A 24,612-nucleotide genomic window follows, 5' to 3' on the forward strand; every position below is an offset into this window, starting at 1 on the left:
ACTATACCGACCACTATGACCGCTAGAATAGCTGACGATTTCCCTGAGGTAGCGCCGTTGTGTGGTTAGATCAGACATTGCCGGTCTCCGAGGTGCTGCCCGAGCTTGACCAGCTGCTCGGGGCAGGGCCCGCTGCGGTACTGGTCGCGCCGCCCGGCGCCGGCAAGACGACCCTCGTTCCGCTGGCGCTGCTCGATAGCGCATGGCTGGGCGAGCAGAAGATCATCATGCTCGAGCCGCGCCGGCTAGCGGCGCGTGCGGCGGCGGAGCGTCTGGCACAGCTGCTCGGTGAGGCAGTGGGCGAAACGGTCGGCTACCGCATACGCCTTGAGTCCAGAGTCGGCCCCCGGACGCGAATTGAAGTGGTGACCGAAGGGATACTCCATCGTCTGCTTCAGCAGGATCCGGAGCTGCCTGGCGTCGGTCTGGTCATTTTCGATGAATTTCATGAACGCAGCCTGGATGCCGATCTGGGCCTGGCCCTGTGTCTGCAAACCCAGCAGTATCTGCGTGAGGAGCCTCCGCTCAGGTTGCTGGTGATGTCTGCGACGCTCAATGCCGAACCGATAAGTCGGCTGCTTGGACATGCGCCGATCGTCAGTAGTGAAGGCCGGCAGTACCCGGTGGAGGTACGCTACGGCGCACCGGCACACCCGAACGCCTCACCTGATCAGCAGGTGCTGGGCGGGATCCATGAAGCGCTGGACCGGGAGCAGGGCAACATTCTGGTGTTTCTCCCGGGCACAGCAGAGATCCGACGGATTCAGGCAGCACTGGAACAGAGCCGGGAGGAGCTCGCGAGGGTGGTGGTGGCTCCGCTGTACGGCGATCTGGACCTTGCCGCACAGCGTCGTGCCATCGCCCCGCCGGCAGCCGGCATGCGCAAGGTGGTGTTGGCGACCAGTATTGCCGAGACCAGTCTTACCATCGAAGGCATTCGTGTGGTCATCGATGCGGGGCTGGCACGCCAGGCGGCCTTCGATCCGGTCTCAGGCATGACACGTCTGCATACGCGCCGCGTTTCCCGTACCGCCGCCGAGCAGCGCGCGGGTCGCGCCGGCCGCATCGCCCCGGGGGTCTGCTATCGACTCTGGTCGGCCGGTCAGCACGAGCAGCTGGCGAGCCACTCCCAGCCCGAAATACTCCAGGCGGACCTGGCGCCGCTGGCGCTGCAGCTGGCGCAGTGGGGAATTCAACAGGCAACCGAACTGGCCTGGCTCGATCCGCCTCCAGCGGCTGCGTTGCAGCAGGGCCGCGAACTGCTCGAGCGGCTGGGGGCGCTGCAGCGCGAGGGCGACGCTTGGCGACTGACCGCACATGGCGAGCAGATGGCCGCACTACCGATGCATCCGCGGCTTGCCCACATGCTTTTGCGTGGGGCCGAGCTGGGCCTGTTGCGGACAGCATCGCGCCTGGCCGCGCTACTCGGCGAGCGCGACGTGTTGCGTGCCGACTCGGCCGACATCAGCCGGCGGCTGGATGCATTCGACGACCCGCGAGGGGAGGCCGCAGTCGACCGCGCGGCGCTGGCGCGTGTGCGTCAGCTTGCTGAGCAATGGTCCGGGCTATTGAAGGGGCGGCCGACCGGGGCTGCCGTAGCCAATCCACGCGATACCGCCTGGGCCGGCATTCTGTTGGCGATGGCCTATCCCGATCGCATCGCGCAACGACGCGACAATGGCCAGGACTACCGTCTGGCCAATGGCAAGTCGGCCGGTTTTGCCAGACCCGACTATCTGCAGGGCGAGGCGTGGCTGGCGATCGCCGCCCTGGGCGGGCATGTCAACCAGCGCAGCGCCAGCATCTACATTGCGGCGGCGCTCGATGCCACGTTGCTCGAGCGCCATCTGCCAGAGGTTTTCCGTGAGACCGATACGCTGGAGTGGGACCCGCGCAGCGAGAGCCTTGTCGCCGAGCGGCAGCGGCGGATCGGTGAAGTGATCTACAGCCGGGAACCGCTGCAGCAGATTGATCCGCAGCGTCGCGCAATCGCCCTGTGCGAAGTCGTGCGCCGTCAGGGGCTTGCCCTGCTGCCCTGGACGCCGGCACTGCGTCAGTGGCAGGCCAGAATCATGCTGTTGCGCGAGATGGACCTGTTGAGCGGAAACACCAGCGAATGGCCGGACGTGTCCGACCAGCAATTGCTCGCAACGCTCGAGAAATGGCTCGCGCCGTTCCTCGTCCCGGTGACCAGACTCGCGCACTTCGCCGCGCTGGATCTGAACGCCATTCTGGCCTCGCTGCTGCCCTGGCCGCTTCCGGCCAGGCTTGACGAACTGGCGCCGACCCACTGGACCGTACCGACCGGGTCCCGAATCCGTATCGACTACGGCGAAACGCCGCCCGTACTTGCCGTGCGGCTGCAGGAGATGTTCGGTAGCCGGCAATCGCCGCGCATTGCTGGAGGGCGGGTTGCGCTCAAACTGCACCTGCTGTCCCCGGCCCAGCGCCCGCTGCAGGTGACCCAGGATCTCGAAGGCTTCTGGCAGGGCAGTTATCACGACGTGAAAAAGGACATGAAGGGTCGCTATCCCAAACACTACTGGCCGGATGACCCATTGCAGGCAGAGCCGACCGCCCGGGCCAAGCCCCGCAAGTAGCAGGGCACCGTGGGTTGTCAGGTCTATCGGCTCCGCAGCTGAGCTCGTACAATGCCAGCCCTTTTCAATTCGGAGCCGTGAATGGACAACACCAGTCAGATTCTCGAGCGCAGCGCAGAGGCGTTCGCTGGCCAGCGGGTGCTTCTGGTCAATCCGGTGCTCGATTCGTTGTGCAATGTGCTGCAGGCGAAATGGCGTCTGTGGACCTGGGACTTCGCCGTCTGGAGAGGTTTGAGTACATCACTGGAAGCCGATGCGTTGGCTTTTTCACATCTCTGTCCGGAATACGAAGAGCTGGACGCGGCGATCCTGGTCATGCCCAAGGCCATCGAACGTGCCGAGTATGCGCTGGCACAGATGGCTCCCTTGCTTGCGGCAGGCAAGCCGCTGTTTCTTGTCGGTGAGAAGAAGGGTGGTATTACGCGGGCCGAGCGGTTGCTCGAACGGTACGGTGCAGCGCCAGAAAAGCTCGACTCCGCGCGGCACTGCCAGCTCTGGCGTGTACAGATCGACCGTCCGGTTCCGGCGTTCGATCTTGCCGAGTGGACGCGTCACGTGGTGATCGAGTTGCCCGATCAGACGGTAGAGCTGGTGAGCTTGCCCGGAGTATTCAGCCATGGGCGGCTGGATGAGGGCAGCGAACTGTTGCTGGAAGAGACGGCAAGTCTGCCACGCGGCAGGGTGCTCGATTTTGGCTGCGGCGCTGGCGTGCTGGCTACCGCGCTGGCCCGCCGCAACCCGGACGCGCGCTTCGAGCTGGTCGATGTCGATGCGCTGGCCCTGTATTGCGCGCAGGAAACGCTGCGGCTCAACAGCATCGATGCGGACGTCTACGCTTCTGATGGATTGAGCGAAGTACATGGCCGATACGCCGCAGTGGTCAGCAACCCGCCGTTTCATACCGGCATCCGCCACGACACCTCGATTGCCGAAGGTTTCTTCAATCAGGTAACCCGCAACCTGCTGCCCAAAGGCGAGCTGCGCATCGTCGCCAACGGCTTCCTGCGTTATCCGCCGTTGATCGAGAGCCATATCGGGCCCTGTGAAGTACTGCGCGAGAACACCCGGTTCAAGGTTTATTCCGCCGTGGCGCCGGGTTGATCGCTTCGCTTTGGACTGCTAAAGTTCGGCCCGTCTTAGGGGAGTAGTCTCTCCGGAAGCCAGTCTTCCACTGGCAAGCGTCAACATGATTGGTCCGCAGACCATGGCGCTTGCGACCCTCCAGCCTTCAAGGCTTCGGGTTTGACGAGACCTATGACATGCGAGCGGCTGCCGGGGGCGGAGCTGCACGCGTGTCATTGGTTCATCGGTCCGCCCTCTCTGGAAAATCCGTGGAAGCCTTCTGGGTATCAACTGGCATTGTTTCGCTGGCGGAGATCGGCGACAAGACCCAACTCCTCGCGCTGGTTCTCGCCGCGCGTTTTCGCCGGCCCTGGCCGATCGTCTGGGGCATACTGGTAGCGACCATCGCCAACCATGCCTTCGCCGGAGCGGTGGGCGAACTTGCCAGCAACCTGCTCGATGACACCTGGCTGCACGCTGTGGTCGCTGTGTCCTTTCTGATCGTTGCCGCGTGGACGCTCATTCCTGACAAGCTTGACGACGGCGACACCGCCTCCATCGGCCGATACGGTGCCTTCATGGCTACGCTGGTAGCGTTTTTCCTGGCCGAAATGGGCGACAAGACACAGATCGCCACCGTGGTGCTGGCAGCGCAGTTCGATGCGTACGTGATGGTTGTCATAGGGACGACCGTAGGCATGATGCTGGCCAACGTCCCGGTGGTGTTTCTCGGCCATGCTGCAGCGGAGCGTGTGCCGCTGCAGCTGATTCGAACGGTGGCGGCAGTGGCGTTTCTGCTGCTGGGCATCTATGCGGGATGGATGGCGTTAACAGGCGGCTAGCGTCGCTTCATCGCAGCCATGAAGCCTCTCGCTGCCCAGCGCGGGGAGCGAGCTGCCGTTTCAGTCCAGCTCGACCGTATAGCTCAACACCAGGCGGGCTTCGTCGATGTCCCGTTGATCTTCGACGCTGCTTCGAAGACTCGCGTGTCTCACGGAAATGTTGAGGTTCTTCAGTGCCCCCTTCGAGGGGGCGTACTCCAGACGCAGGTCCCGTTCCCACTCGCTACGCTCGGAACCTTCCAGCGCTCGAATGTCCGTGCCTCGCAGATAGGTCACGGCGAAGGTCAGATCCGGCAAGCCCATATCGGCAAAATCCACCCGGTAATCTGCCAGCCATGTGCGCTCGCCGGAGCGCTGGAATTTTCCCAACTGGGCATAGGTGATCAGGTACACCGAGGCGCCGTCGCCGTTATCTACGTAGGGGAAATCGCTATCGCCGTTGACTTGCTGAAAGCCGAGGCTCAACTCATGGGCCCCGATCGCATAGGTGGCCCGGGCGCTGGCGGTGAAATTGTCGACCTCGCCTGTGTCGCTGCCGTCACGGAAGACGCCGGTGCTGCCGAAGCCTTCTTCCCCCCGAGCGTTGGCGCCCCTACTGCCGCTGTCGAACAGGCGCAGATCGGTTCTCACTGAGCCGGCGGCAAGACCAAGCTCATGTCTCAGGCCAAGAAAGTGCTGCCGGTAGTAGTCATGCAACTCGCCGACGAAGTAGTTCAACATCAACGAATCGCCCAGCTCGTATTCCGCGCCGGCAAAGCTGAAATGATCCGAAGCCTGGTCGCCGCCGCGGGTCAGCAATCCTTCGTAGTCGCTGGAGTTACGCTGCCTGGCCTTGTCGAAGCGTCCCAGATGCAGCGTCAGGCCGTCGATGCCTTCCGAGTCCAGATGGCCGCCTCGGAATACCTGGGGTAACAGGCGGCTGTCGTTGCGAATCAGGACCGGCATATCGGGCTCGAAGGCACCGAGCTTAAGCGTCGTGTCCGCAGCGCGAGCTTTGAGCGTCAGGTCGAGCCGGCCGAAATCGTCTGCGGCCTGGCCATCATCAAGCGGAAACAGGTCCCCGGGCTGACGCGTCAGGTCGTCCTTGCCGATGCGGCCACCCGAGTCCAGTCGCACGGCGTACTGACCCAGCAGGTCCATGCCGAAGCCGACCGTGCCGGGGGTGTACGCCGAATCGAGATTGAGGATGAAACTCTGCCCCCATTCCTCTACGCGCGAATAATCGGGATCGCCGCTGCGTTGATCCTGATTTATGTAGTAATTGCGCAATTCCAGTTCGGCGGAATCCAGCCCCGGCGGTGTTTCCAGTGCTACGGAAGCGGCAGACCACACGCTGGCGGCGATCGCCGCCGCCAGGCGGTTACCGCGCAGCTTCATACAAGGGCTGTACGCGGGGAATGGCCTGTTTCAGATTCTCGATACGCCCACCGGGCGAAGGGTGGGTGCTCAGGAAAGCTGGCGGATTGCCCTGCGAGGCAGCCGCCATTTTCTGCCACAGGCTGACTGCAGCGTTCGGATCGTAGCCGGCGCGAGCGGCCAGCTCCAGCCCGATCAGGTCGGCCTCTGATTCGTTGGAGCGACTGTTTGGCAGCATCAGGCCGTACTGCACGGCCATGTCCGCAGCCTGCATCGACGCCTGCCCCAATCCGAACAGGGCGCCCACCACCTGGGTGCCCATTTGCGTGGTGTACGCGCGGGAGATGGCCTCGCGACCATGCTCGCGCAATGCATGGGCAATTTCGTGACCCATGATCTGGGCAATTTCGGCATCGGTCAGTTCGAGCCGCTCGATGATCCCGGTGAAGAACAGGATCTTGCCGCCGGGCATGCAGCTGGCGTTCAGCTGATCATCGGTGATGATGTTCACCTCCCAGTTCCAGTCCCGCGCATCCGGCCTGAAGGCCTCGACGGTCGGAATCAGATCGTTGGCGATCTTGCGCACCCGCTTGACCAGCGCCGGCTTGGTATTGAGTACCTTCTGCGCCTTGGCTTCGGCAAGAATCTTCTCGTAGGACTCGGCCGCCATGGCATCGACCTGGCTGCTGGACAGTGAGCTGAACATGTACTGATTACGGTCGACGCCGACGGCGCCGCCTTGCGTGGTCTGTACCGATTCGCAGCCAACCAGGCCGGTTACTGCTAGACACAGGAGAAAACGATTTCGCATGAACATGGTTCCTTCAACCTGACGATGCACTGATTATGGAGGATAAAGCGCAGCCGGCAAGCTGCCGGACGTGCAATGCATTGATAAACGGACCTGAAGATTTGTCCCGCCGTGCCGATAAGGGTTCCAGGGTTCTTCCGCTTCAGGGGTAAACATGAAATTCAAATCCATCCAGCTTTCCATCACCGTGCTGGCGGGCGCCTGCCTGTTCGTCGCGGTGGGGATCATGACGCTTTTCGGCTTGCAATCGGCGGAACGGAACCAGACCTTCGTGCAGGAGCACAGCGAGCAATTGGTCACGCAGTTGATTGAGAATCGACTGACTTCGATCGCCAGCAGCGAAGCCGAGCGCATTCGGCGTCGGCTCGAATATCCGCTCACCGTTGCCAGTCAGCTGGCTCAGCTGAACCAGATGCTTGGCGAGCTGGAAGGTGATGGTACGCCGAGCCTGATGATGCCACGCGAGGAAATGAGCCGCGTCACGCAACGCATGCTCATGCACAACACCGACCTGCTTGGCCTGTATGTCGCCTGGGAACCCAACTCGCTGGACGAGATGGATGAGTACTATCAGGGCGTCACCACCGATGGCTACGACGGCACGGGCCGCTTCATGCCTTGGTGGTATCGCGCCGCTGATGGTTCGCTGGCAGTGGAAGCGCTCGAGGATCTGGAAGACGAGACGATTCTCGAGACCGGCGTGCGCGCTGGCGAATACTACCTGTGCGCCCGTGAAACGCAGAAGGCCTGTGTGATCGATCCGGCGCCTTACGAAGTGGGCGGCAAGACCATTCTGTTGTCGTCCTTTGTAGCGCCCATTCTGGTCGAGGGCGAATTCATGGGTGCCGTCGGCGCCGATCTGTCTCTCGACTTCATCCAGACGCTGCTGCGCGAAAGCAACGAACACCTCTACGAAGGCCGTGGCAAACAGGCCCTGATCAGTTCCAATGGACGGCTGGTGGGCTACACAGGGAACGACGCCAAGCCCGGTGACGCTGCTTCGACCGTGCTGGACGCCAACGAGATCGAGTCGCTCGGACAGCTGGGCACCGAGATGACCTACGAGCTCGATGAAGCCGGTGGGCATATCGAGCTGATGATGCCGATCCGTATAAGCGGCACGTCGGCACGCTGGGTGTTGCTCATGACGTTACCGCTCGATGCGGTCATGGCCGATCTTCAGGCAATGAACCAGGCGATTGACGAGCATCAGGTGACCTCGACCCTGAGCATGGCGGTCGTCGGCCTGGTCGTGGCGGTGCTGGGTCTGCTGGTCATGGCTGTCGTGGGCCTCAGCCTCGCCCGTCCGGCCCGCGCCCTGACCGCGATGCTCGAGGATATCGCACGCGGTGAGGGCGATCTGACGCGCCGTCTCAAGGTCGACCGCGCGGACGAGCTCGGTGCCATCGCTGCCGGGTTCAACGCGTTTCTCGACAAGCTTCAGGGCATGATCCGGGAGGTGGTCAGTTCCGTGCAGCAGGTGACCGATGCGTCGGAGAACACCGCTGACATTGCCATGCGCACCAATGATGGCGTGCAACGTCAGCTCAGCGAAATCGATCTCGTGGCCACGGCTGTCACCGAGATGACAGCAACTGCGCAGGACGTGGCGCGCAACGCCTCACTCGCTGCGGAAGCGGCGAACAACGCCGATGGTTCCGCTAATCACGGCCGTGAGGTGGTCCAGGCTACGGCGCAGACCATTCAGAATCTGGCTGGCGACATCCAGCGTGCGGTGAGCAGCGTGCAGACGTTGGCTCGCGACAGCGAAAATATCACCGGCATCCTCGACACCATTCGCGGGATTGCCGAACAGACCAACCTTCTGGCGCTGAACGCGGCGATCGAGGCCGCCCGTGCCGGTGAGCAAGGACGTGGCTTTGCCGTGGTCGCCGACGAGGTGCGCAACCTGGCACAGAAGACGCAGAACTCGACCGCCGAGATTCAGCACATGATCGAGCAGCTGCAGGCCGGGACGCGCGAGACCGTCAAGGTGATGGAGCAGAGCCGCGCCCGCACCGAGCAGAGCGTGGAGCAGGCGGAGGAGGCGGATGCAGCGTTGACGTCGATCACTCAGGCCGTATCGATCATCACCGACATGAACACGCAGATCGCCAGTGCAGCGGAGCAGCAAAGTGCCGTGGCCGAAGATATCAATCGCAACGTCACCACGATCGACTCGGTGGCCAAGTCGGTCGCTTCAGGCGCCCGTGAGGCCTCCGATGCCAGTGCTGCGCTGACCAAGCTGGCCGAGCACCAGCGCCGGCTGATCAATCAGTTCCGCGTCTGACCGGTTCAGGCAGGTTCGGAAGCAAGCACGATCTGACCCGAAGGGGCGCAACATTGCGCCCCTTCGGCATTCGGATTGCCTACCGAGGTCGCCACCGGATACATCATCTCGACGCGGGATTCGGCGTTGAGCAGCAAGGGTTGCAACGCATTCACGGCGGTGGCCGAGGCCAGCCACACGGCCTGCTCGCCGCTGTTGAGCGTTACCGGCATTCGTGAGCCGAGGCGTGCCGCGAGACCCTTCGCCGGCGCTGTGATCAGCGCGCAGCTGTCCCACTCGGTGCCGTCGTCCAGACGATAGCGCTCCCACAGCGCGGCGATCGCCATGGGGCCGTTGCGGCGTCGCAGATACCAGGGTTGCTTGCGTTGTCCCTGCAGCTTCCACAGAAAAAATCCGTCCACCGGAATCAGGCAGCGCCGTTCGGCCAGTGCCTGGCGAAACATCGGTCGCTCGGCAAGGTGTTCGGCGTTGGCGCTGAAGCTGGCGCGGCTCAGATCGCGCAACCAGTCCGGGGTGAGATTCCACAGCACGTCGACGCATTCCATACTGCCCGAGGTTTTGCGCAGGATCAGCAGACGTCTGCCAGGAGAGATATTCCAGGCGGGGCGCCAGCCTTCCGGCGGGGCAGGCTGCGGGGGCGTAAACTGAGCGAGCCTACCGGTCACGGTGGGCGGGTCGGGTAATGTTCAAGATCAATCCTGCTCGCGGCGCAAGTCCAGATGGTAATCGTCTTCGCCGGCGTCGATCCAGATGCTGACATGGATCGGCTGGCAGCACACCTGGCAGTCTTCGGTATAAGCCTGAGAGCCGCCGGACAGGTCCAGCAGCAGGCTGATCGGTTCGCCACAATGCGGGCATTGTTCGACGACTTCCTCGACTGCCTGCATGACACGCCTCCGCGCTTATGGGGGTAACAGCTCTGATTGGCAGTGTAGTCGTATCACTGCGGGCAGGAAACTGCCCGGAGGAATTGTTCCCTCTGCGCTTGCGCAGCATAATGCGCGGCTCAATCCGAACGATGAGAGCGATATGGGCGAATTCGACGCTATCCGGCCATTCGATGACAGCGAGCTGCCGACGGTCCTCCAGCGCCTGCTGGGCGATCGGGAGCTGATGGCTATGCTTGCGCGTTACCGTTTTCCACGGGCGGCGCGGCTGGCTCCGGGGCTCATGCAGCAACTGGTGCGTTTGGGGTTGCGCCGCGAGGCACGCGGTATCGACTCCATCGAAGCGCTGCAGCATCGGCTCGAGCCGTATCTGAGCCGGCTGATCGAAAGCAGCACGCTGGAAGTGACCTACAGCGGTCTCGATCATCTGCGCAAGGATGTGCCGCACCTGTTCCTAGCCAACCACCGTGACATCGTCATGGATCCGGCGTTCGTCAATTACGCGCTCTATCATGCAGGGCACCCGACGCCGCGCATCGCCATTGGCGACAATCTGCTGCAGCGGCCGTTTGTCGGTGACCTCATGCGCCTGAACAAGAGCTTCATCGTGCACCGTTCGGTAAGCGGTCGGCGTGAAAAGCTGGCGGTGTATCAGGGGTTGTCCGGCTATATCAGCCACTCGATCCGGACCGGTCATTCCGTGTGGATCGCCCAGGCCGAAGGACGGGCCAAGGACGGCTGCGACGAGACCGATTCGGCGATCATCAAGATGTTCTGCATGAGCCGCAAGAACGAGCCCTTTTCCGAGGTAATCCGCTCACTGAATATCGTGCCGGTGTCGATTGCCTACGAATGGGACCCCTGCGATCTGCTCAAGGCGCGCGAACTGGAGCAGCGCGCGCGCACCGGCAGTTACACGAAGCAGCCAGGCGAGGATGATCGGTCGATCGCCATGGGGCTGACCGGTTACAAGGGAAGGGTGCATGTGGCGTTCAGCTCGCCCATGCTGGACGAGTACGCAGACGCGCGCATCGTGGCCCGGGAAGCCGACCGCCGCATCCTTACCTCGTATCGGTTGTTCGTCAGCAACTATCTTGCATTCGAACAGATGGACGACGCACCGGAGCTGCCGCTGGGCGACTGGCGCTCGGCCTTTCCGGCAGAGGTCGTGGCGACCGAGCAGACGCGCTTTGCTCAGCGCCTGCAGTCATGCCCCCTGGAACAACGCCCGTACTGGCTGATGCAGTACGCCAACCCCGTCATCAGCCAGTTTCGCCAGCGTATCGTCTCAGAAGCGGGTGCTGACCAGGCTTAGCAGCAAAGCCAGAGCCAGGCAGGCGCCACCCACGCTGTAGAACATTCTATTGACGCGGGCGGTGGCCTCGGATACCTCGGAAGTCATCTCGGTATCGGCAGTGGTAGCCAGCCGTCCGGAAGCGCGTGCCACGCGAAGCTGGGTAGCTGCCCAAAGCCAGCCCCCGGCCAGCGCGTAAAACAGGGCCAGCGCGTTGAGTGCGCGGGCAGGGTTATCGAGACAGTACATCCAGACCGCCTGAAAAACGGGCATGTGGAATCTCCAAACCTGTGTTCGGTACCCTCACGATCTTGTTGTTCTTGTAATGGGATACAACGATACGAAGTGGGTTTCAGGGAGCGTAAAGGCATCCCGGCGAAAAGTCGGCCGCCATTTTAGCGCAAAATCCTCTCATGCATGAGGCGTTCGTCGGCTGGACTGATTTATGTAACCGTCCATTTAGTCGCAACATTTACCTCGGCAAAACGTCTACTCTTCTGACACTTGCCATAACTGGAGTAATAGATGAAGAAAGTACTAGCGCTGGTTTGTCTGGTGTCTCCACTGCTTATGGCCGGCGGTTGCGCGTCGAATCTGCAGGGCGATACCTATAGTCGTGAGCAGGCGCGCACGCCGCAAACGGTACGAATGGGCACGGTCGAGTCGGTTCGCTATGTGCAGATCGAAGGCACCAAGTCGGTTGTCGGTCCCGCCGCCGGCACCGTGGTCGGTGGTATAGCCGGCAGCTCCATTGGCGGCGGCCGCGGCAGCATGATCACCAGCGTGGTCGGTGCGGTGGCTGGCGGCCTTGCAGGCGCAGCGGCCGAAGAGGGCATCACGCGCCGGCAGGGTATCGAGGTGACCGTGCGCGAGGATGATGGGTCGGTTCGCTCGTATGTGCAGGCACATGATCCGGATCTGCCCTTCGCTGAAGGTGATCGGGTCCGAGTGTTGACGGTAAACGGCGAATCGCGCGTCACCAAATAACGTGAAGGCGGCAGCTGCGCGCGGGCGCAGGCTGCCTGCGCTTTCTTCGTTAGCTATTATCTATCAGGCGGCTCCGGCTAATTCAGGACAGTGGGGTCGTTAAGATGGATAATGCGTCGCTGCGATGGGACAGTCGCAGCGGGAAGTCGCCATACCAAGAAGCCTGAAAGGCCAGAAGGAGTGAGTCCGGAATGACCCTGGCGCTGATTGTATTGCTACCTCTGTTCGGCAGCCTGCTGCCGCTGCTGACCGACCGGCGTGGTCGGTCGCTGTGTGCTTTGGCGACCATGCTCGCCCCGGCCATCGGCCTGTTTCTGCTGTGGCGTCACGCCGAAGGCGTGTTCGCCGGTGAAGTGCTCGTGCAGTCGCTGCCATGGCTGGAGCGGATAGGCCTGCATCTGAGCTTCCGCCTGGACGGTCTGGCGTTCTTGTTCGCGCTGATGATCCTCGGCATCGGCCTGCTGGTGATTCTCTACGCGCGCTATTACCTGTCAAAGAGCGACCCCATGGGGCGATTCTTTGCCTACCTCTCGCTCTTCATGGCGGCAATGCTGGGGATCGTCCTCTCGGAAAACCTCCTGCTGATGATGTTTTTCTGGGAGCTGACGAGCCTGTCCTCGTTTCTTCTGATCAGCTACTGGTCGCACAGCACCGATGCCCGCAAGGGTGCGCGCATGGCGCTGGCCGTGACCGGCGGTGGTGGGCTGGCGCTGCTCGGGGGCGTGCTGCTGCTGGGGCAGATCGTCGGCAGCTATGAGCTCAGCGACGTGCTTGCCAATGGCGACCTGATTCGCGCCCACGCGCTGTATCCGGTGGTTCTGGTCCTCGTGCTGCTTGGTGTGTTCACCAAATCGGCGCAGTTCCCGTTCCACTTCTGGCTGCCCCATGCGATGGCCGCGCCGACGCCGGTTTCGGCCTATCTGCACTCGGCCACGATGGTCAAGGCCGGGGTATTTCTGCTGGCGCGGCTGTACCCCGCGTTGTCGGATACCGACCTATGGTTCTTTCTGGTCAGCATCGCCGGCATGGCAACGCTGTTACTCGGGGCCTTCACTGCGCTGTTCAAGCACGACCTGAAAGGTCTGCTGGCGTACTCGACGATCAGCCATCTGGGACTCATCACGTTGCTGTTCGGTCTGGATACTGAACTGGCTGCGGTCGCAGCAGTGTTCCACATCATTAATCACGCGACTTTCAAGGCCTCGCTGTTCATGGCCGCGGGCATCATCGATCATGAAACCGGTACCCGCGACATGCGGCGGATCAACGGGCTGTGGCGGTTCATGCCGCACACCGCCACGCTGGCGATGGTCGCTGCCTCGGCCATGGCAGGGGTGCCGCTGCTCAACGGCTTCCTGAGCAAGGAGATGTTCTTCACCGAAACCCTGCAACAGCATCAGTTCGGCAACTTCAGCTGGGTGATTCCGTTGATCGCGACGCTTGCCGGGGTGTTCTCGGTGGCCTATTCGCTGCGTTTCATCCACGACGTGTTCTTCAACGGCAAGCCGGTCAATCTGCCCAAGTATCCACCGCACGAGCCGCCACGCTACATGAAGGTGCCGGTGGAAATCCTCGTCGCGCTGTGTCTGGCGGTCGGCCTGTTTCCAGCCTATACGGTCGCGCGGCTGCTGGAGGTTTCGGCCGGTGCGGTGGTCGCTGGCGAGCTGCCGTATTACAGCCTGTCGATCTGGCACGGGTTGAATCTGCCGTTGATCATGAGTGTCATCGCGCTGATTGTCGGGATATTTGTCTATGCCAAGCGCCGCAGGCTGTTCGAGTGGTATGGCCGGCTCCCGCCACTGGATGGCAAGCTGATCTTCGAACAGGCGGTCCAGGGTGCGGTGCGCCGTGCCGGGCAGTTCACGCTGCTGCTGGAAAATGCTTCGCTGCAGCGTTACCTGGCCTGGATGCTGCTGGCCGCGCTGGTGGTAACCGGTTACTGGCTCTGGCGCGTTCCGGCGCTGCAGGGCGAGGTCGATCTGGCCCCGGTGGACGGGGTCACGCTGATGGGCATGCTGGTGCTGATGATCGGGGCACTGGCGACTGCGTTCTGGCATCGCCAGCGGCTCGTTGCGCTGATCATGCTGAGCATCGTCGGCCTGATGGTGGCGCTGGCCTTTGCCCGCTTCTCAGCGCCGGATCTGGCGCTGACCCAGCTGTCAGTGGAGGTGGTGACCATCGTACTGCTGATGCTGACCCTGTTCTTCCTGCCGCATCGCACGCCGGCCGAGTCGTCCCGCCTGCGGCGTACCCGCGACTGGGCCCTGGCCGGGCTGGCCGGTCTGTTGGTCGGCGGCCTGTCGTTCGCAGTGCTCACCCGCCCGTATGAAACCATCGCCGGCTTCTTCATCGAAAACAGCTACAAGGGCGGTGGCGGGACCAACGTGGTGAACGTCATCCTGGTCGACTTCCGTGGTTTCGATACGCTGGGAGAAATCACCGTTCTTGCCATCGCCGGGGTGGGTATCTATGCGCTGATTGACGGGCTGCGCCTGCGCATTCCCGAGTTCGACTCCATGGGACGCAACTGGGCGCGGGATCCGCATCCGATGATGCTGGTGAACCTGTCTCAGGTGATCCTGCCGCTGGCACTGCTGGTGTCGGTCTACATCTTCCTGCGTGGCCACAACCTGCCGGGCGGCGGCTTCATTGCCGGCTTGATCACGGCCGTGGCGTTGATCCTGCAGTACATGGCCAGCGGCGAGCAGTGGACCACCCAGCGTTGGGGAATGAATTACCACTATGTCGCCGGTCTCGGCGTGCTGATCGCCGGGCTCACCGGGCTCGGCAGCCTGGTGCTGGGTTACCCCTTCCTGACCAGTTCGTTCGGCTACTTCGATATTCCGCTGGTAGGTGAGGTGGAGCTGGCTACGGCCATGCTGTTCGACCTTGGCGTGTATCTCGCTGTGGTAGGCGCGACGCTGCTGATCCTGGCAAACCTGGGCAAGCTGTCGGGTGGCCGGACAGTCAAGGAGATGCTCTGATGGAATTGCTGTATTCGGTGATGCTGGGCGTACTCACCATGAGCGGCGTGTATCTGCTGCTTCGTGCCAGAACCTTCCCTGTTGTGGTCGGGCTGACGCTGCTCAGCTACGCAGTGAACCTGTTTCTGTTCGCCATGGGTCGTCTGAGCACCGGCATGCCCGCGGTGCTGGGAAGGGCAGAGGCGTATGCCGATCCGCTGCCGCAGGCGCTGGTTCTGACCGCTATCGTCATCGGCTTCGCCATGACTGCGTTCGCACTGATCCTCGCGCTCAGGGCGCTGGGCGAACTCGATAGCGACCATGTTGACGGCAAGGGAGATCAGAAATGAATCATCTCCCCGTGTTGCCGGTCATCCTGCCGATGTTTGTCGGTGCGCTGTTGTTGCTGCTGGCGCGCGCCGACATGTCGGTCAAGCGCGGCCTGTCGGTGGCGGCGACGCTGGCTCAGATTCCCATCGCCCTGCTGCTCATGGGGCAGGCCGAAGCGGGGATTCAGGTCTACGCTGCAGGCAACTGGGCGCCGCCGTTTGGCATCGTGCTGGTGGTCGATCGCCTCGCCGCGTTGCTGCTGTTCGTGACTGCAGTGCTCGCCAGTGCCTCGGTCATCTATGCGATTCGTGGCGACGACAGCCTGGGGCGCAACTTCCACTCATTGTTCCAGTTCCAGTTGATGGGGATCACGGGAGCCTTCCTTACCGGCGACCTGTTCAACCTCTTTGTATTCTTCGAGATCCTGCTGATCGCGTCCTACGCGCTACTGTTGCACGGCGCCGGCTCCGGACGGGTACGCGCTGGCCTGCACTATGTCCTGCTCAACCTGTTCGGCTCCGCCCTGTTCCTGATTGCCGTAGGCACGCTGTATGGCCTGACCGGCACGCTGAACATGGCGGACATGGCTGTAAAAGTGGCCCAGGCACCTGCGGCCGACCTGCCGATTCTCGGGGCGGCCGGCATGTTGCTGCTCATCGTGTTCGGACTCAAGTCGGCAATGGTTCCGTTGTACTTCTGGCTGCCGCGCGCCTATTCAGCTGCGACACCAGCCGTTGCCGCGCTGTTTGCGATCATGACCAAGGTCGGGCTCTACTCGATCCTGCGGGTGTACCCGATGATTTTCGGAGACGACGCCGGCACGCTCGCTCACATGGCCAGTGACTGGCTATGGCCGGTGGGTCTGATGACTATCGGTCTCGGGGCCGTTGGTGCGCTTGCCGCCAGCACGCTGAACGGTCTGGTAGCGTACCTGGTGGTGTTGTCGGTCGGCATACTGCTGGCGAGCATCACCCTCGGCTCGCACGATGCGATGGTCGGCAGCCTGTATTATCTGGTGCACTCAACCTGGATCAGCGGTGCGCTGTTCCTGCTCTCGGGCATTCTGGCGCGCACACGCGGTCCGCGGTTCTCGGTACGACTGATCGCCGGCCCGCAACTGCCGGGGGGAGCGCTACTCGGCAGCCTGTTTTTCCTGTCCGCGATTTCCATCGTCGGCATGCCGCCGCTCTCGGGGTTTATCGGTAAGGTCCTGATTCTCGGTTCGGCGGGCACCGGTGTGCAGGCGGCGTGGCTGTATACCCTGATTCTGGTCAGCGGGCTGGTGGTGTTGGTGGCCATGAGTCGGGCCGGCAGTACGCTGTTCTGGCGGCACGACGGTGCGCCAGCCGCGGGCGAGCCACTGGACAGGGTGCGTATGCTTGCGGCCGGGGCACTGCTCATATGCAGTCCGGCCATGGTGCTTTTTGCCGGGCCGCTGCTGGACTACCTCGATGCCACCGTGGCCCAGCTCATGAACCACAGCGACTATATCGATGCCGTGCTGACAGTCCAGACCGTAACGGCAGGAGGTGACGCATGACAGCGCGCTGGAAATGGCTGCCTCATCCCTGGCTAAGCCTGGTCCTGCTGTTGACCTGGCAGTTGCTGATGAACGCGACATCGGTCGGCACGTTGTTGATGGGCGCGTTCCTCGGCTGGGTGATCCCGTTGCTGACGCAGGTATTCTGGCCGAACCCGCCCACGCTGCACCGGCCGCTGGTTCTGGTCGGTTTCACCCTGCGGGTACTGTTCGACATACTGACCGCCAACCTTCAGGTGGCGCGATTGATCATCGGACCCAGCCGGCAACTGCAGCCTGCTTTCGTCGAGTATCCCTTGCAGCTCACCCATGACTTCGCCATCAGTCTGCTGGCCAGCACCATATCCCTGACGCCCGGCACGGTATCGGCCGACCTGAGCGATGATCGGCGCACGCTGCTGATACACGGGCTGAACGTCGATGACGCGGATGAGCTGATCCGCACCATCAAACAGCGCTACGAGAAGCCGCTGCTGGAGGTCTTCGAATGTTCGAAAACGTGATCCTGCTGTGCCTGGCAATCATGTCGGTCGCGGTAATACTCAACGTGGCGCGGCTGATCAAGGGCCCGGATCTGCCAGACCGGGTGCTCGCGCTGGATACCCTGTATATCAACGCGATTGCGCTGATCATGCTCATGGGGCTCTACCTGCGCTCCGATCTGTTCTTCGAGGCAGCGTTGCTGATCGCAGTAATGGGCTTCGTCGGGACGGTTGCAGTAGCCAAGCACCTGCTGCGCGGCGACATCATCGAATAAGGAGGGAGCATGGACATACCGCAATGGCTGGAATGGGTAGTCGCGGCGCTGGTATTGATCGGCAGCCTGTTCGCCCTGGTCGGCTCGATCGGACTGTGGAAGCTGCCCGATTTCTTCATGCGTCTGCATGGCCCGACCAAGGCAACGACGCTTGGCGTCGGCGCGCTGGTGATCGGCTCGATGCTGTTCTTCAGCTTTCAGCGAGAAGGCATCAGCCTTCACGAAGTACTGATTACCGTATTTCTGTTCATGACTGCCCCGGTAAGCGCCAACCTGCTGGCCAAGGCAGCGATGCACCAGCACCTCAAGCGTATCGAACGTACTCGCGGTGAGCCCTGGCAGCAGTAATGCTCGGTGGTAGCGGCGTTGCTCCGCTGCCACCGATGATCAGATGACGTCCTTGTCACTGGCTGGTGCCAGCTTCGGCACCCCGGCAATGATCGCCAGCACCGCAGCGGCGCCGAGTATCCAGCAGTAATGTACCTGTCCGGCGAGAATCAGCGGCGATACGCCAGCGAGCGATCCTGCCAGCAGGATCTGCGCTCCGTACGGAATCAATCCCTGAACCACGCACGAGAAGATGTCCAGCAAGCTGGCGCTGCGCCGGCGATCTACCTGGTAATGGTCCGCCAGGTCGCGGGCTACACTGCCGCTGACGATGATCGCCACCGTGTTGTTCGCCACGAACAGGTTCGCCAGGCTCACCAGCGCTGAGATGGCTGTTTCTCCGCTGCGTCGGCCGGCCTGGCCGATACGCGTGGTGATCGACTGAATCGTCTGGCGCAGCCAGGCCAGCCCGCCTTCGCGCTTCATGATGGCCGAGAGCCCGCCGATGAACATCGACAGGATGGTGATTTCCAGCATGCCTTCGAAGCCCCGGTAGATATCAGTACCCCAGGTACTCACCGCGTAGTCGTCAGTCATTAGCAAGCCAGTCAGACCGGACAGCACGATGCCGGTCAACAGCACTGCCAGCACGTTCAGGCCACTGAGTGCCAACACCAGTACGGCGATGTAAGGGAGCACCAGTATCACCCGGTACTCTGCCTCGGCAGGTTCGGTGGCGGTGTCACCCAGAACGAACAGGAGAATCAGCGTCAGCGCGGCGGCCGGTAATGCGATCAGCAGGTTCAGTTTGAACTTGTCGCGCATGGCAACCGATTGGGTGCGGGTGGAGGCAATCGTGGTGTCGGAAATGATCGACAGATTGTCGCCGGCCATGGCGCCGCCTATCACCGCGCCCATCGCAGCGGGCACCGAGATACCGGTGGCTTCGGCAAAACCCAGCGCCACCGGCGCGACCGCGCCAATGGTGCCCATGGACGTGCCCATGGCGGTGGAGATGAACGCAGCGATCAGAAACAGGCCCGGCAGTACGAAGCTCGGCGGGATGAAACTCAGACCCATGTTCACCGTTGCCGTGACGCCGCCGATGGCGTCGGTGACCGTGGCGAAGGCACCAGCCAGCAGGAACACCAGCACCATGGTAATGATGTTGCTGTCGCCGATGCCTGCGACGAATGTGTCAAGACTGCGGTTGAGCCCTTCTCGAGCCAACAGCACAGCCAGCACGATGGCCGGAAGGATCGCCACGGGCGCCTTGACCTGATAGAACGCGAAGTCGGTTCCGCTCAGGGTGTAGTAGATGCCACTGCCTAGAAAGATCAGCAGAAACAGCAGTAGAGGAAGAAGGGCGGTCGCCCGAGGCTGTGGACGCTCTGTCACGATAACTCCCGTTCGTGTGGCCTGGGTTGGCTGAAGGACGGGTATGTTACGTCAAAACAGGGGGCAGGTCAGATAGCGCAAAGCGGTGGGAACAGGCCGGCAGCATCGGCTGCCGGCCGGGTCGATTACTTCTTGGCCAGCGACGTGTCTGCCAGTGCAGGGGTCAGAATGATTTCCACACGACGATTGAGCTCGCGCCCGGTCGGGGTGGAGTTGTCGGCCCGGGGGTCGATCTCGCCTAACCCTTCGAGCGACATGCGCTTGCGGCTGACGCCGCTGAGCATCAGCATGTTGGCGACGGCCTGGGCGCGCTCGAGGGCGAGCTTTTTATTGGTTGCTTCGTCGCCGTCGCTGTCACTATGGCCGACGACCCGGAAATGGCATTCGGCGTCGTCTTTCAGGGCGGCGCCCACCTTGCCAATCGGTACCAGACCCCTGGGCAGCAGCAGCGTACGCTTGGGGTGGAAGTTGCCATCTACCGGGATGATCACGCGAATCTCCTCACCCTCACGCTTGACCTTGAAGCCCTGGGCCTCGGCAACAGTGGTAACGTCGGCTACCCTTGAATCAGCCCAGGAGGCGCGGGGCGGCTCGGGTGCCTTTTCAGGAGCCTTCGAGGCGCAGGCAGAGAGAACGACAACGAGAGATGACAGGACAAACGTTCTTATGATTTGCATGATGCTTCCGGGAGACGATGCTGGCGCTGGTGCATGGGTTAGACTGCGCACAGATTAGCATTGCACCTGGGGGTTGTGGCTGGGCAGTAACACAATTTTTAACCAGAAATTGGCCAAGGAGTTCACACAATGACAAAGAGCCGCCACCCGATTCGGGTAGGTTGGGCCCTGCTATCGGCGATGACTCTATCGGGTTGCGCATTGCTGCCAGGGGGCGGCGGGGATCAGCAACGGCTGTCGGGGCTGTTGGAAACGGGCGGTGACAGCTGGGAGATGACGCCCTGTGGAGCCAGCGAAGCGATACGCGTGCTACCCACCGCAGAACTCCAGCAGCTCTTTCGCAATGTCGCCCAGCCGGGTCAGACCGGGATTTTCGTCGAGCTGGAAGGGGAATTGTCCGACCAGACCCTGCGCCCGTCCAGGCTCCTTCGCATGCAGTCGACCGGTCGCGGGTGCGATGCGCAAGCCGAGCCGTCGGCCCGTTGGGTGGCTGCCGGTCCTCACCCCTCCTGGCGCCTGACAATCGGCGATGCAGGAATCGAGTTCGACAGTGCCGATCGCGAGCACAGCGGTCCCTCTCCGGTGATCAGTGAAGAGCTGCCGGATGGTTCGCGCAGCTTCCGTACCGAGCGCGATGATCGGCTCGAGCTGTGGTTGTATCCGCAGGATTGCTTCAACCACGCTGGTGACTACTCGCACCTGACCGCCACCTTGACGATCGACGGCAAGCGGCTCAGTGGCTGTGCCTATGAAGGAGAGGCCCGGGCGGCTCGCTGATACGCCCGCGCCGCCGGGCAATGCCGCGTCAGGCGCCCAGGTAGGCGTCGCGCACCTGCGGATCGGCCAGCAAGGCTTCGCCGGTGTCCTGCAGCACGATATGTCCATGCTCCATGACGTAGCCCCGGTCAGCCAGCTTCAATGCCTGGTTGGCGTTCTGCTCGACCAGGAACACGGTTACACCCTGACGCCGCAGCTCTTCGATGATTTCGAAGATCTGCTGGATGATGATCGGCGCCAGTCCCAGGGACGGTTCGTCGAGTAGCAACAGCTTCGGCTTGCTCATCAGCGCGCGGCCAATGGCAAGCATCTGCTGCTCTCCGCCAGACATGGTCCCTGCGCGCTGGTGGTAGCGCTCCTTGAGGCGGGGGAACAGGCCCAGCGCGGTATCGAGCTGGCGCTGGAAATCGTCTCCTTCAGTGAAGAAGCCGCCCATTGCCAGATTCTCTTCCACCGTCAGCCGCGAGAACACGCGGCGGCCTTCCGGCACGATGGCGATATCCATGCGCATGATTTCCGCGGTGGTCCTGGTCGTGAGTTCTTCGCCCTGATAGCGAATACTGCCGGTCGTGGCTTTCGGATCGCCGCACAGGGTCATCAGCAGAGTGGTCTTGCCTGCCCCGTTGGCACCGATCAACGTCACGATCTCGCCGCGCTGCACTTCGAGATTGATATCGTGCAGCGCCTGTATCTTGCCGTAATGGGTCGAAACGTTCTTGAAATACAGCATGTGTGTCCCTCAGGTCTCGCCCAGATAAGCCTTGATCACTTCCGGGTTCTGGCGCACTTCTGCCGGGGTGCCGGCGGCCAGCGGACAGCCCTGGTTGATCACCACGATGTGGTCTGAAATGCCCATTACCAGCTTCATGTCGTGCTCGATCAGCAGAATCGTCAACCCGTGCTCGTTGCGCAGTTCTCCGATCAGACCCTTGAGGTCCTCGGTTTCCCTCGGGTTCAGGCCCGCAGCCGGTTCATCGAGCATCAGCAATGACGGCTGGGTGACCATGCAGCGAGCGATTTCCAGGCGGCGCTGCTGACCGTATGCCAGCGTATTGGCTGGGCGATTGGCGAACTCCTTGAGATTGACCCGTTCCAGCCAGAACGCCGCGCGGTCCAGCGCCTCGCTCTCGCTGCGACGAAAGCCCGGTGTCTTGAACAGACCGGAGAGCATGTTGGTGTTCATGTGCTGGTGCTGGGCGACCAGCAGGTTTTCCACCACGGTCATTTCCTTGAACAACCGTACATGCTGGAACGTGCGAATCATTCCCTTGCGAGCGACCTTGAACCCGGGCAGCCCCTGAATTTCCTCGCCACGGAAGATGATCTTGCCGTCGCTCGGTTTGTAGAAGCCGGTCAGACAGTTGAAAACGGTCGTCTTGCCAGCGCCATTAGGGCCGATCATCGAGACGATCTGTTTCTCCTGCACGGTCAGGGCCACGCCGTTGACCGCGAGCAGCCCGCCAAAGCGCATGGTCAGGCCGGTTACCTCCAGCATCGGCTGGCTCATGTCCTCAGCTCCATATGCGGACGGTTCATCGGCAGCAACCCCTGCGGTCGCCATATCATCATCAGTACCATCAGCAGGCCGAACAGCAGCATGCGGTACTCATCGAACTCGCGAGCCATTTCCGGCAGGATGGTCATGATGATCGCCGCGAGAATCACGCCGAGCTGCGACCCCATGCCGCCCAGAACCACGATGGCAAGAATGATCGCCGACTCGATGAAGGTGAACGACTCGGGGCTGATGAAGCCCTGACGCGCGGCGAAGAAGCACCCGGCGAAACCGGCAAAGGTGGCGCCAATGGTGAATGCGCTCAGCTTGATCGCGGTCGGGTTCATCCCCAGCGAACGGCAGGCGATCTCATCCTCCCGCAGTGCCTCCCAGGCACGGCCGATCGGCATGCGCAGCAGACGGTTGATCACGTACAGCGTGATCAGCACCAGCAGCAGGGCGAGCAGGTAGAGGAAGATGATCCGATGGCTGGATACATAATCGAAGCCGAAGAAGTCATGGAACGTCTGCGACCCCTCACTGGCGCGGCGGCTGAACTCCAAGCCGAACAGGGTCGGCTTGGGAATGCTGCCGATGCCGTTCGGGCCATTGGTGACGGCGGTCCAGTTGTTCAACAGGATGCGGATGATTTCGCCGAAGCCGAGTGTCACGATGGCCAGGTAGTCGCCGCGCAGACGCAGCACCGGGAAGCCAAGCAGAAAGCCGAACAGCGCCGCCATGCCCCCTGCGACCAGCAGGCCGGTCCAGAATCCAACGTCGGTATACATGGCCAGCAGGGCATAGGTGTAGGCACCCACGGCGTAGAAGCCGACGTAGCCCAGATCCAGCAGCCCTGCGAGACCCACCACGATGTTCAGGCCAAGCCCGAGCATGATGTAGATCAGCACCAGCGTGGCCAGATCGATGCCGCCGCGGCCGGCGAAAAACGGCCATACCAGTGCTGCAGAAATCAGGAAGCACCAGAACAGCCGACGCATCGCCGGCTTGTCGGCGGCCCGGGTCAGGGTCTCCGGCGCCTTCGGTAAGCCCGGGGCGGCTTTCCACCATGCGCTCAACTGGTCGCGGAACAGGTTGAAGAAGAACATGAACGTGGCGGCGGCTGCGATCTTCCACCACACGTCGGCACCCAGACCGGTGACTGACAGGCCGGTCCCGGTCTGCTGCAGGCGCACGCCCATCAAGAGTCCGGTCAGTACCACGACGACGACGGCGGAAATGATCGCCGGTTTCAGATTGGCGCGGATCATACCTTTTCAACCTCCGGCCGGCCGAGAATACCGCTTGGACGGAACAACAGAATCAGGATCAGCAGGCTGAAGGCCACGACGTCCTTGTACTCGCTACTGAAGTAGCCGGCGGTGATCGCTTCGGTCACGCCCAGCAGCAGTCCACCCAGCACCGCGCCGGGGATGCTGCCGATGCCGCCCAGCACCGCAGCGGTAAACGCCTTGAGGCCGGCCATGAAGCCGATGTACGGGTTGATCACCCCGTAGTACATACCAAGCAGCACGCCGGCGACCGCAGCCAGAGCGGCACCGATGACGAAGGTCAGAGCGATGACCCCGTTGGTGTTGATGCCCAGCAGGTTGGTCATTTTCAGGTCTTCGGCACAGGCGCGGCAGGCGCGGCCCATACGCGAACGCGTGATGAACAGCGTCAGCAGCGTCATGGTGATCAGCGTGACGACGAAAATGATGATCTGCATATACGAGAGCGTGGCGTGGAAGCTGTCAGCCGGGCCGATCGTCAGGCCGCCAGTCACCATGCTGGGCATGGCGATGTCGCGCGAGCCCTGTGCCAGGCGAACCAGGTTCTGCAGAAAGATCGACATGCCGATCGCGGAAATCAGCGGGATCAGGCGGTTGCCACCACGAAGCGGCCGGTAGGCCACACGTTCGATGCTGTAACCGAAGGCGCTGGTAACGATCATGCTCAGTACGAAAGCGCCGAGGATCATCACCGGCAGATATTCAATGCCCATCAACGCCAGAGCCGCCAGGGCCATGAACGCGATGTAGCTGCCAATCATGTAGACCTCGCCATGGGCGAAGTTGATCATGCCGATGATGCCGTACACCATCGTGTAACCAATGGCGATCAGGGCATAGGTGCTGCCGACGGTGAGACCGTTCAGCAATTGCTGGATCAGGTAATACAGTGACTCGGGCATGGCCAGGACACCTGGTATTTCAGGGGGA

24 protein-coding genes and 1 riboswitch are annotated in these 24,612 nt (G+C 62.2%); of the genes, 13 read left to right on the forward strand and 11 right to left on the reverse strand.

Annotated features, from left to right (window positions below):
* The first annotated feature begins 59 nt into the window (after positions 1 to 59).
* From hrpB to KEM63_RS04365, 3 genes are all read left to right on the forward strand, one after another.
* Entirely contained in the window at positions 60 to 2,600 is a 2,541-nt protein-coding gene (gene hrpB / locus KEM63_RS04355; protein ID WP_223654977.1) for an ATP-dependent helicase HrpB, read from the forward strand.
* Between the two features lie 81 nt (positions 2,601 to 2,681).
* The gene (locus tag KEM63_RS04360) at positions 2,682 to 3,701 is read left to right on the forward strand and encodes a methyltransferase (protein ID WP_223654978.1); all 1,020 of its coding nucleotides are present in this window, start codon (positions 2,682 to 2,684) and stop codon (positions 3,699 to 3,701) included.
* A gap of 26 nt (positions 3,702 to 3,727) precedes the next feature.
* Positions 3,728 to 3,916: riboswitch (yybP-ykoY riboswitch) on the forward strand.
* A gap of 15 nt (positions 3,917 to 3,931) precedes the next feature.
* A complete protein-coding gene (locus KEM63_RS04365) occupies positions 3,932 to 4,504 on the forward strand; it encodes a TMEM165/GDT1 family protein (protein WP_223654979.1) in 573 nt (190 codons plus the stop codon).
* Positions 4,505 to 4,564: 60 nt separating this feature from the next.
* Here KEM63_RS04365 and KEM63_RS04370 read toward each other — a convergent pair whose 3' ends face one another.
* On the reverse strand, positions 4,565 to 5,881 hold the full coding sequence (locus tag KEM63_RS04370; RefSeq protein WP_223654980.1) for an OprD family outer membrane porin: 1,317 nt from the start codon (positions 5,879 to 5,881) through the stop codon (positions 4,565 to 4,567).
* Positions 5,865 to 6,671 carry a M48 family metallopeptidase gene (locus KEM63_RS04375; RefSeq protein WP_223654981.1) on the reverse strand — a complete coding sequence of 269 codons (807 nt, stop codon included), beginning with the start codon at positions 6,669 to 6,671 and terminating at the stop codon, positions 5,865 to 5,867. Before KEM63_RS04375 ends, KEM63_RS04370 begins: the two co-directional genes overlap by 17 nt.
* 154 nt (positions 6,672 to 6,825) lie before the next feature.
* Between KEM63_RS04375 and KEM63_RS04380 the strand changes: the two genes are divergently transcribed.
* A complete protein-coding gene (locus KEM63_RS04380) occupies positions 6,826 to 8,961 on the forward strand; it encodes a methyl-accepting chemotaxis protein (RefSeq protein WP_223654982.1) in 2,136 nt (711 codons plus the stop codon).
* 5 nt (positions 8,962 to 8,966) lie between these two features.
* Here KEM63_RS04380 and KEM63_RS04385 read toward each other — a convergent pair whose 3' ends face one another.
* Together KEM63_RS04385 and KEM63_RS04390 are read right to left on the reverse strand one after the other, a co-directional pair.
* Complete coding sequence (locus tag KEM63_RS04385; protein ID WP_223654983.1) at positions 8,967 to 9,626, reverse strand: SOS response-associated peptidase; 660 nt, start codon at positions 9,624 to 9,626, stop codon at positions 8,967 to 8,969.
* Between the two features lie 27 nt (positions 9,627 to 9,653).
* Complete coding sequence (locus tag KEM63_RS04390; protein ID WP_223654984.1) at positions 9,654 to 9,848, reverse strand: CPXCG motif-containing cysteine-rich protein; 195 nt, start codon at positions 9,846 to 9,848, stop codon at positions 9,654 to 9,656.
* Between the two features lie 142 nt (positions 9,849 to 9,990).
* Here KEM63_RS04390 and KEM63_RS04395 point away from each other — a divergent pair, with 142 nt between their 5' ends.
* Positions 9,991 to 11,163, forward strand: a complete 1,173-nt coding sequence (locus KEM63_RS04395) for a 1-acyl-sn-glycerol-3-phosphate acyltransferase (protein ID WP_223654985.1) — start codon at positions 9,991 to 9,993, stop codon at positions 11,161 to 11,163.
* Here KEM63_RS04395 and KEM63_RS04400 read toward each other — a convergent pair.
* Positions 11,137 to 11,415 (reverse strand): hypothetical protein, encoded by a 279-nt coding sequence (locus KEM63_RS04400; protein WP_223654986.1) that lies wholly within the window; start codon positions 11,413 to 11,415, stop codon positions 11,137 to 11,139. The genes KEM63_RS04395 and KEM63_RS04400 overlap by 27 nt on opposite strands.
* A gap of 252 nt (positions 11,416 to 11,667) precedes the next feature.
* Here KEM63_RS04400 and KEM63_RS04405 point away from each other — a divergent pair, with 252 nt between their 5' ends.
* From KEM63_RS04405 to KEM63_RS04435, 7 genes are all read left to right on the forward strand, one after another.
* Positions 11,668 to 12,129 carry an outer membrane lipoprotein gene (locus KEM63_RS04405; protein ID WP_223654987.1) on the forward strand — a complete coding sequence of 154 codons (462 nt, stop codon included), beginning with the start codon at positions 11,668 to 11,670 and terminating at the stop codon, positions 12,127 to 12,129.
* Positions 12,130 to 12,320: 191 nt separating this feature from the next.
* Positions 12,321 to 15,113, forward strand: a complete 2,793-nt coding sequence (locus tag KEM63_RS04410; RefSeq protein WP_223654988.1) for a monovalent cation/H+ antiporter subunit A — start codon at positions 12,321 to 12,323, stop codon at positions 15,111 to 15,113.
* Entirely contained in the window at positions 15,113 to 15,442 is a 330-nt protein-coding gene (locus KEM63_RS04415; protein WP_223654989.1) for a Na+/H+ antiporter subunit C, read from the forward strand. Before KEM63_RS04410 ends, KEM63_RS04415 begins: the two co-directional genes overlap by 1 nt.
* On the forward strand, positions 15,439 to 16,962 hold the full coding sequence (locus KEM63_RS04420) for a monovalent cation/H+ antiporter subunit D (protein ID WP_223654990.1): 1,524 nt from the start codon (positions 15,439 to 15,441) through the stop codon (positions 16,960 to 16,962). The genes KEM63_RS04415 and KEM63_RS04420 overlap by 4 nt, the downstream gene beginning before the upstream one ends.
* A complete protein-coding gene (locus KEM63_RS04425; protein WP_223654991.1) occupies positions 16,959 to 17,465 on the forward strand; it encodes a Na+/H+ antiporter subunit E in 507 nt (168 codons plus the stop codon). The genes KEM63_RS04420 and KEM63_RS04425 overlap by 4 nt, the downstream gene beginning before the upstream one ends.
* Positions 17,450 to 17,719: a K+/H+ antiporter subunit F gene (locus KEM63_RS04430; protein ID WP_223654992.1), complete on the forward strand. Its 270-nt coding sequence runs from the start codon at positions 17,450 to 17,452 to the stop codon at positions 17,717 to 17,719. The genes KEM63_RS04425 and KEM63_RS04430 overlap by 16 nt, the downstream gene beginning before the upstream one ends.
* Before the next feature lie 15 nt (positions 17,720 to 17,734).
* Entirely contained in the window at positions 17,735 to 18,067 is a 333-nt protein-coding gene (locus tag KEM63_RS04435; RefSeq protein WP_223655815.1) for a Na+/H+ antiporter subunit G, read from the forward strand.
* A gap of 39 nt (positions 18,068 to 18,106) precedes the next feature.
* Here KEM63_RS04435 and KEM63_RS04440 read toward each other — a convergent pair whose 3' ends face one another.
* Together KEM63_RS04440 and KEM63_RS04445 are read right to left on the reverse strand one after the other, a co-directional pair.
* On the reverse strand, positions 18,107 to 19,444 hold the full coding sequence (locus KEM63_RS04440; RefSeq protein ID WP_223654993.1) for a Na+/H+ antiporter NhaC family protein: 1,338 nt from the start codon (positions 19,442 to 19,444) through the stop codon (positions 18,107 to 18,109).
* Positions 19,445 to 19,569: 125 nt separating this feature from the next.
* Positions 19,570 to 20,121 (reverse strand): OmpA family protein, encoded by a 552-nt coding sequence (locus tag KEM63_RS04445; protein ID WP_223654994.1) that lies wholly within the window; start codon positions 20,119 to 20,121, stop codon positions 19,570 to 19,572.
* 129 nt (positions 20,122 to 20,250) lie between these two features.
* Here KEM63_RS04445 and KEM63_RS04450 point away from each other — a divergent pair, with 129 nt between their 5' ends.
* A complete protein-coding gene (locus KEM63_RS04450) occupies positions 20,251 to 20,898 on the forward strand; it encodes a hypothetical protein (protein WP_223654995.1) in 648 nt (215 codons plus the stop codon).
* A 28-nt stretch (positions 20,899 to 20,926) separates the two neighbouring features.
* Here KEM63_RS04450 and KEM63_RS04455 read toward each other — a convergent pair whose 3' ends face one another.
* Genes KEM63_RS04455 through livH form a run of 4 tightly spaced genes read right to left on the reverse strand, consistent with a single transcriptional unit; the run spans position 20,927 to position 24,584 of the window.
* Positions 20,927 to 21,628, reverse strand: a complete 702-nt coding sequence (locus KEM63_RS04455; protein ID WP_223654996.1) for an ABC transporter ATP-binding protein — start codon at positions 21,626 to 21,628, stop codon at positions 20,927 to 20,929.
* Positions 21,629 to 21,637: 9 nt separating this feature from the next.
* Complete coding sequence (gene livG / locus KEM63_RS04460; protein WP_223654997.1) at positions 21,638 to 22,405, reverse strand: high-affinity branched-chain amino acid ABC transporter ATP-binding protein LivG; 768 nt, start codon at positions 22,403 to 22,405, stop codon at positions 21,638 to 21,640.
* Positions 22,402 to 23,658: a high-affinity branched-chain amino acid ABC transporter permease LivM gene (locus KEM63_RS04465; protein WP_279346943.1), complete on the reverse strand. Its 1,257-nt coding sequence runs from the start codon at positions 23,656 to 23,658 to the stop codon at positions 22,402 to 22,404. The genes livG and KEM63_RS04465 overlap by 4 nt, the downstream gene beginning before the upstream one ends.
* Entirely contained in the window at positions 23,658 to 24,584 is a 927-nt protein-coding gene (gene livH / locus KEM63_RS04470) for a high-affinity branched-chain amino acid ABC transporter permease LivH (RefSeq protein ID WP_223654999.1), read from the reverse strand. Before livH ends, KEM63_RS04465 begins: the two co-directional genes overlap by 1 nt.
* Between the last annotated feature and the right edge of the window lie 28 nt (positions 24,585 to 24,612).

Source organism: Halopseudomonas nanhaiensis (assembly GCF_020025155.1).
Classification (GTDB): Bacteria; Pseudomonadota; Gammaproteobacteria; order Pseudomonadales; family Pseudomonadaceae; genus Halopseudomonas; species Halopseudomonas nanhaiensis.

Excerpts from the sequence above, each read along its gene's own strand:
- KEM63_RS04360 (WP_223654978.1), top strand. The coding sequence starts at position 2,682 with ATGGACAACACCAGTCAGATTCTCGAGCGCAGCGCAGAGGCGTTCGCT.
- KEM63_RS04370 (WP_223654980.1), bottom strand. The coding sequence starts at position 5,881 with ATGAAGCTGCGCGGTAACCGCCTGGCGGCGGCGATCGCCGCCAGCGTG.
- KEM63_RS04375 (WP_223654981.1), bottom strand. The coding sequence starts at position 6,671 with ATGCGAAATCGTTTTCTCCTGTGTCTAGCAGTAACCGGCCTGGTTGGC.
- KEM63_RS04380 (WP_223654982.1), top strand. The coding sequence starts at position 6,826 with ATGAAATTCAAATCCATCCAGCTTTCCATCACCGTGCTGGCGGGCGCC.
- KEM63_RS04390 (WP_223654984.1), bottom strand. The coding sequence starts at position 9,848 with ATGCAGGCAGTCGAGGAAGTCGTCGAACAATGCCCGCATTGTGGCGAA.
- KEM63_RS04395 (WP_223654985.1), top strand. The coding sequence starts at position 9,991 with ATGGGCGAATTCGACGCTATCCGGCCATTCGATGACAGCGAGCTGCCG.
- KEM63_RS04400 (WP_223654986.1), bottom strand. The coding sequence starts at position 11,415 with ATGCCCGTTTTTCAGGCGGTCTGGATGTACTGTCTCGATAACCCTGCC.
- KEM63_RS04405 (WP_223654987.1), top strand. The coding sequence starts at position 11,668 with ATGAAGAAAGTACTAGCGCTGGTTTGTCTGGTGTCTCCACTGCTTATG.
- KEM63_RS04410 (WP_223654988.1), top strand. The coding sequence starts at position 12,321 with ATGACCCTGGCGCTGATTGTATTGCTACCTCTGTTCGGCAGCCTGCTG.
- KEM63_RS04415 (WP_223654989.1), top strand. The coding sequence starts at position 15,113 with ATGGAATTGCTGTATTCGGTGATGCTGGGCGTACTCACCATGAGCGGC.
- KEM63_RS04420 (WP_223654990.1), top strand. The coding sequence starts at position 15,439 with ATGAATCATCTCCCCGTGTTGCCGGTCATCCTGCCGATGTTTGTCGGT.
- KEM63_RS04425 (WP_223654991.1), top strand. The coding sequence starts at position 16,959 with ATGACAGCGCGCTGGAAATGGCTGCCTCATCCCTGGCTAAGCCTGGTC.
- KEM63_RS04430 (WP_223654992.1), top strand. The coding sequence starts at position 17,450 with ATGTTCGAAAACGTGATCCTGCTGTGCCTGGCAATCATGTCGGTCGCG.
- KEM63_RS04445 (WP_223654994.1), bottom strand. The coding sequence starts at position 20,121 with ATGCAAATCATAAGAACGTTTGTCCTGTCATCTCTCGTTGTCGTTCTC.
- KEM63_RS04450 (WP_223654995.1), top strand. The coding sequence starts at position 20,251 with ATGACAAAGAGCCGCCACCCGATTCGGGTAGGTTGGGCCCTGCTATCG.
- KEM63_RS04455 (WP_223654996.1), bottom strand. The coding sequence starts at position 21,628 with ATGCTGTATTTCAAGAACGTTTCGACCCATTACGGCAAGATACAGGCG.
- livG (WP_223654997.1), bottom strand. The coding sequence starts at position 22,405 with ATGAGCCAGCCGATGCTGGAGGTAACCGGCCTGACCATGCGCTTTGGC.
- livH (WP_223654999.1), bottom strand. The coding sequence starts at position 24,584 with ATGCCCGAGTCACTGTATTACCTGATCCAGCAATTGCTGAACGGTCTC.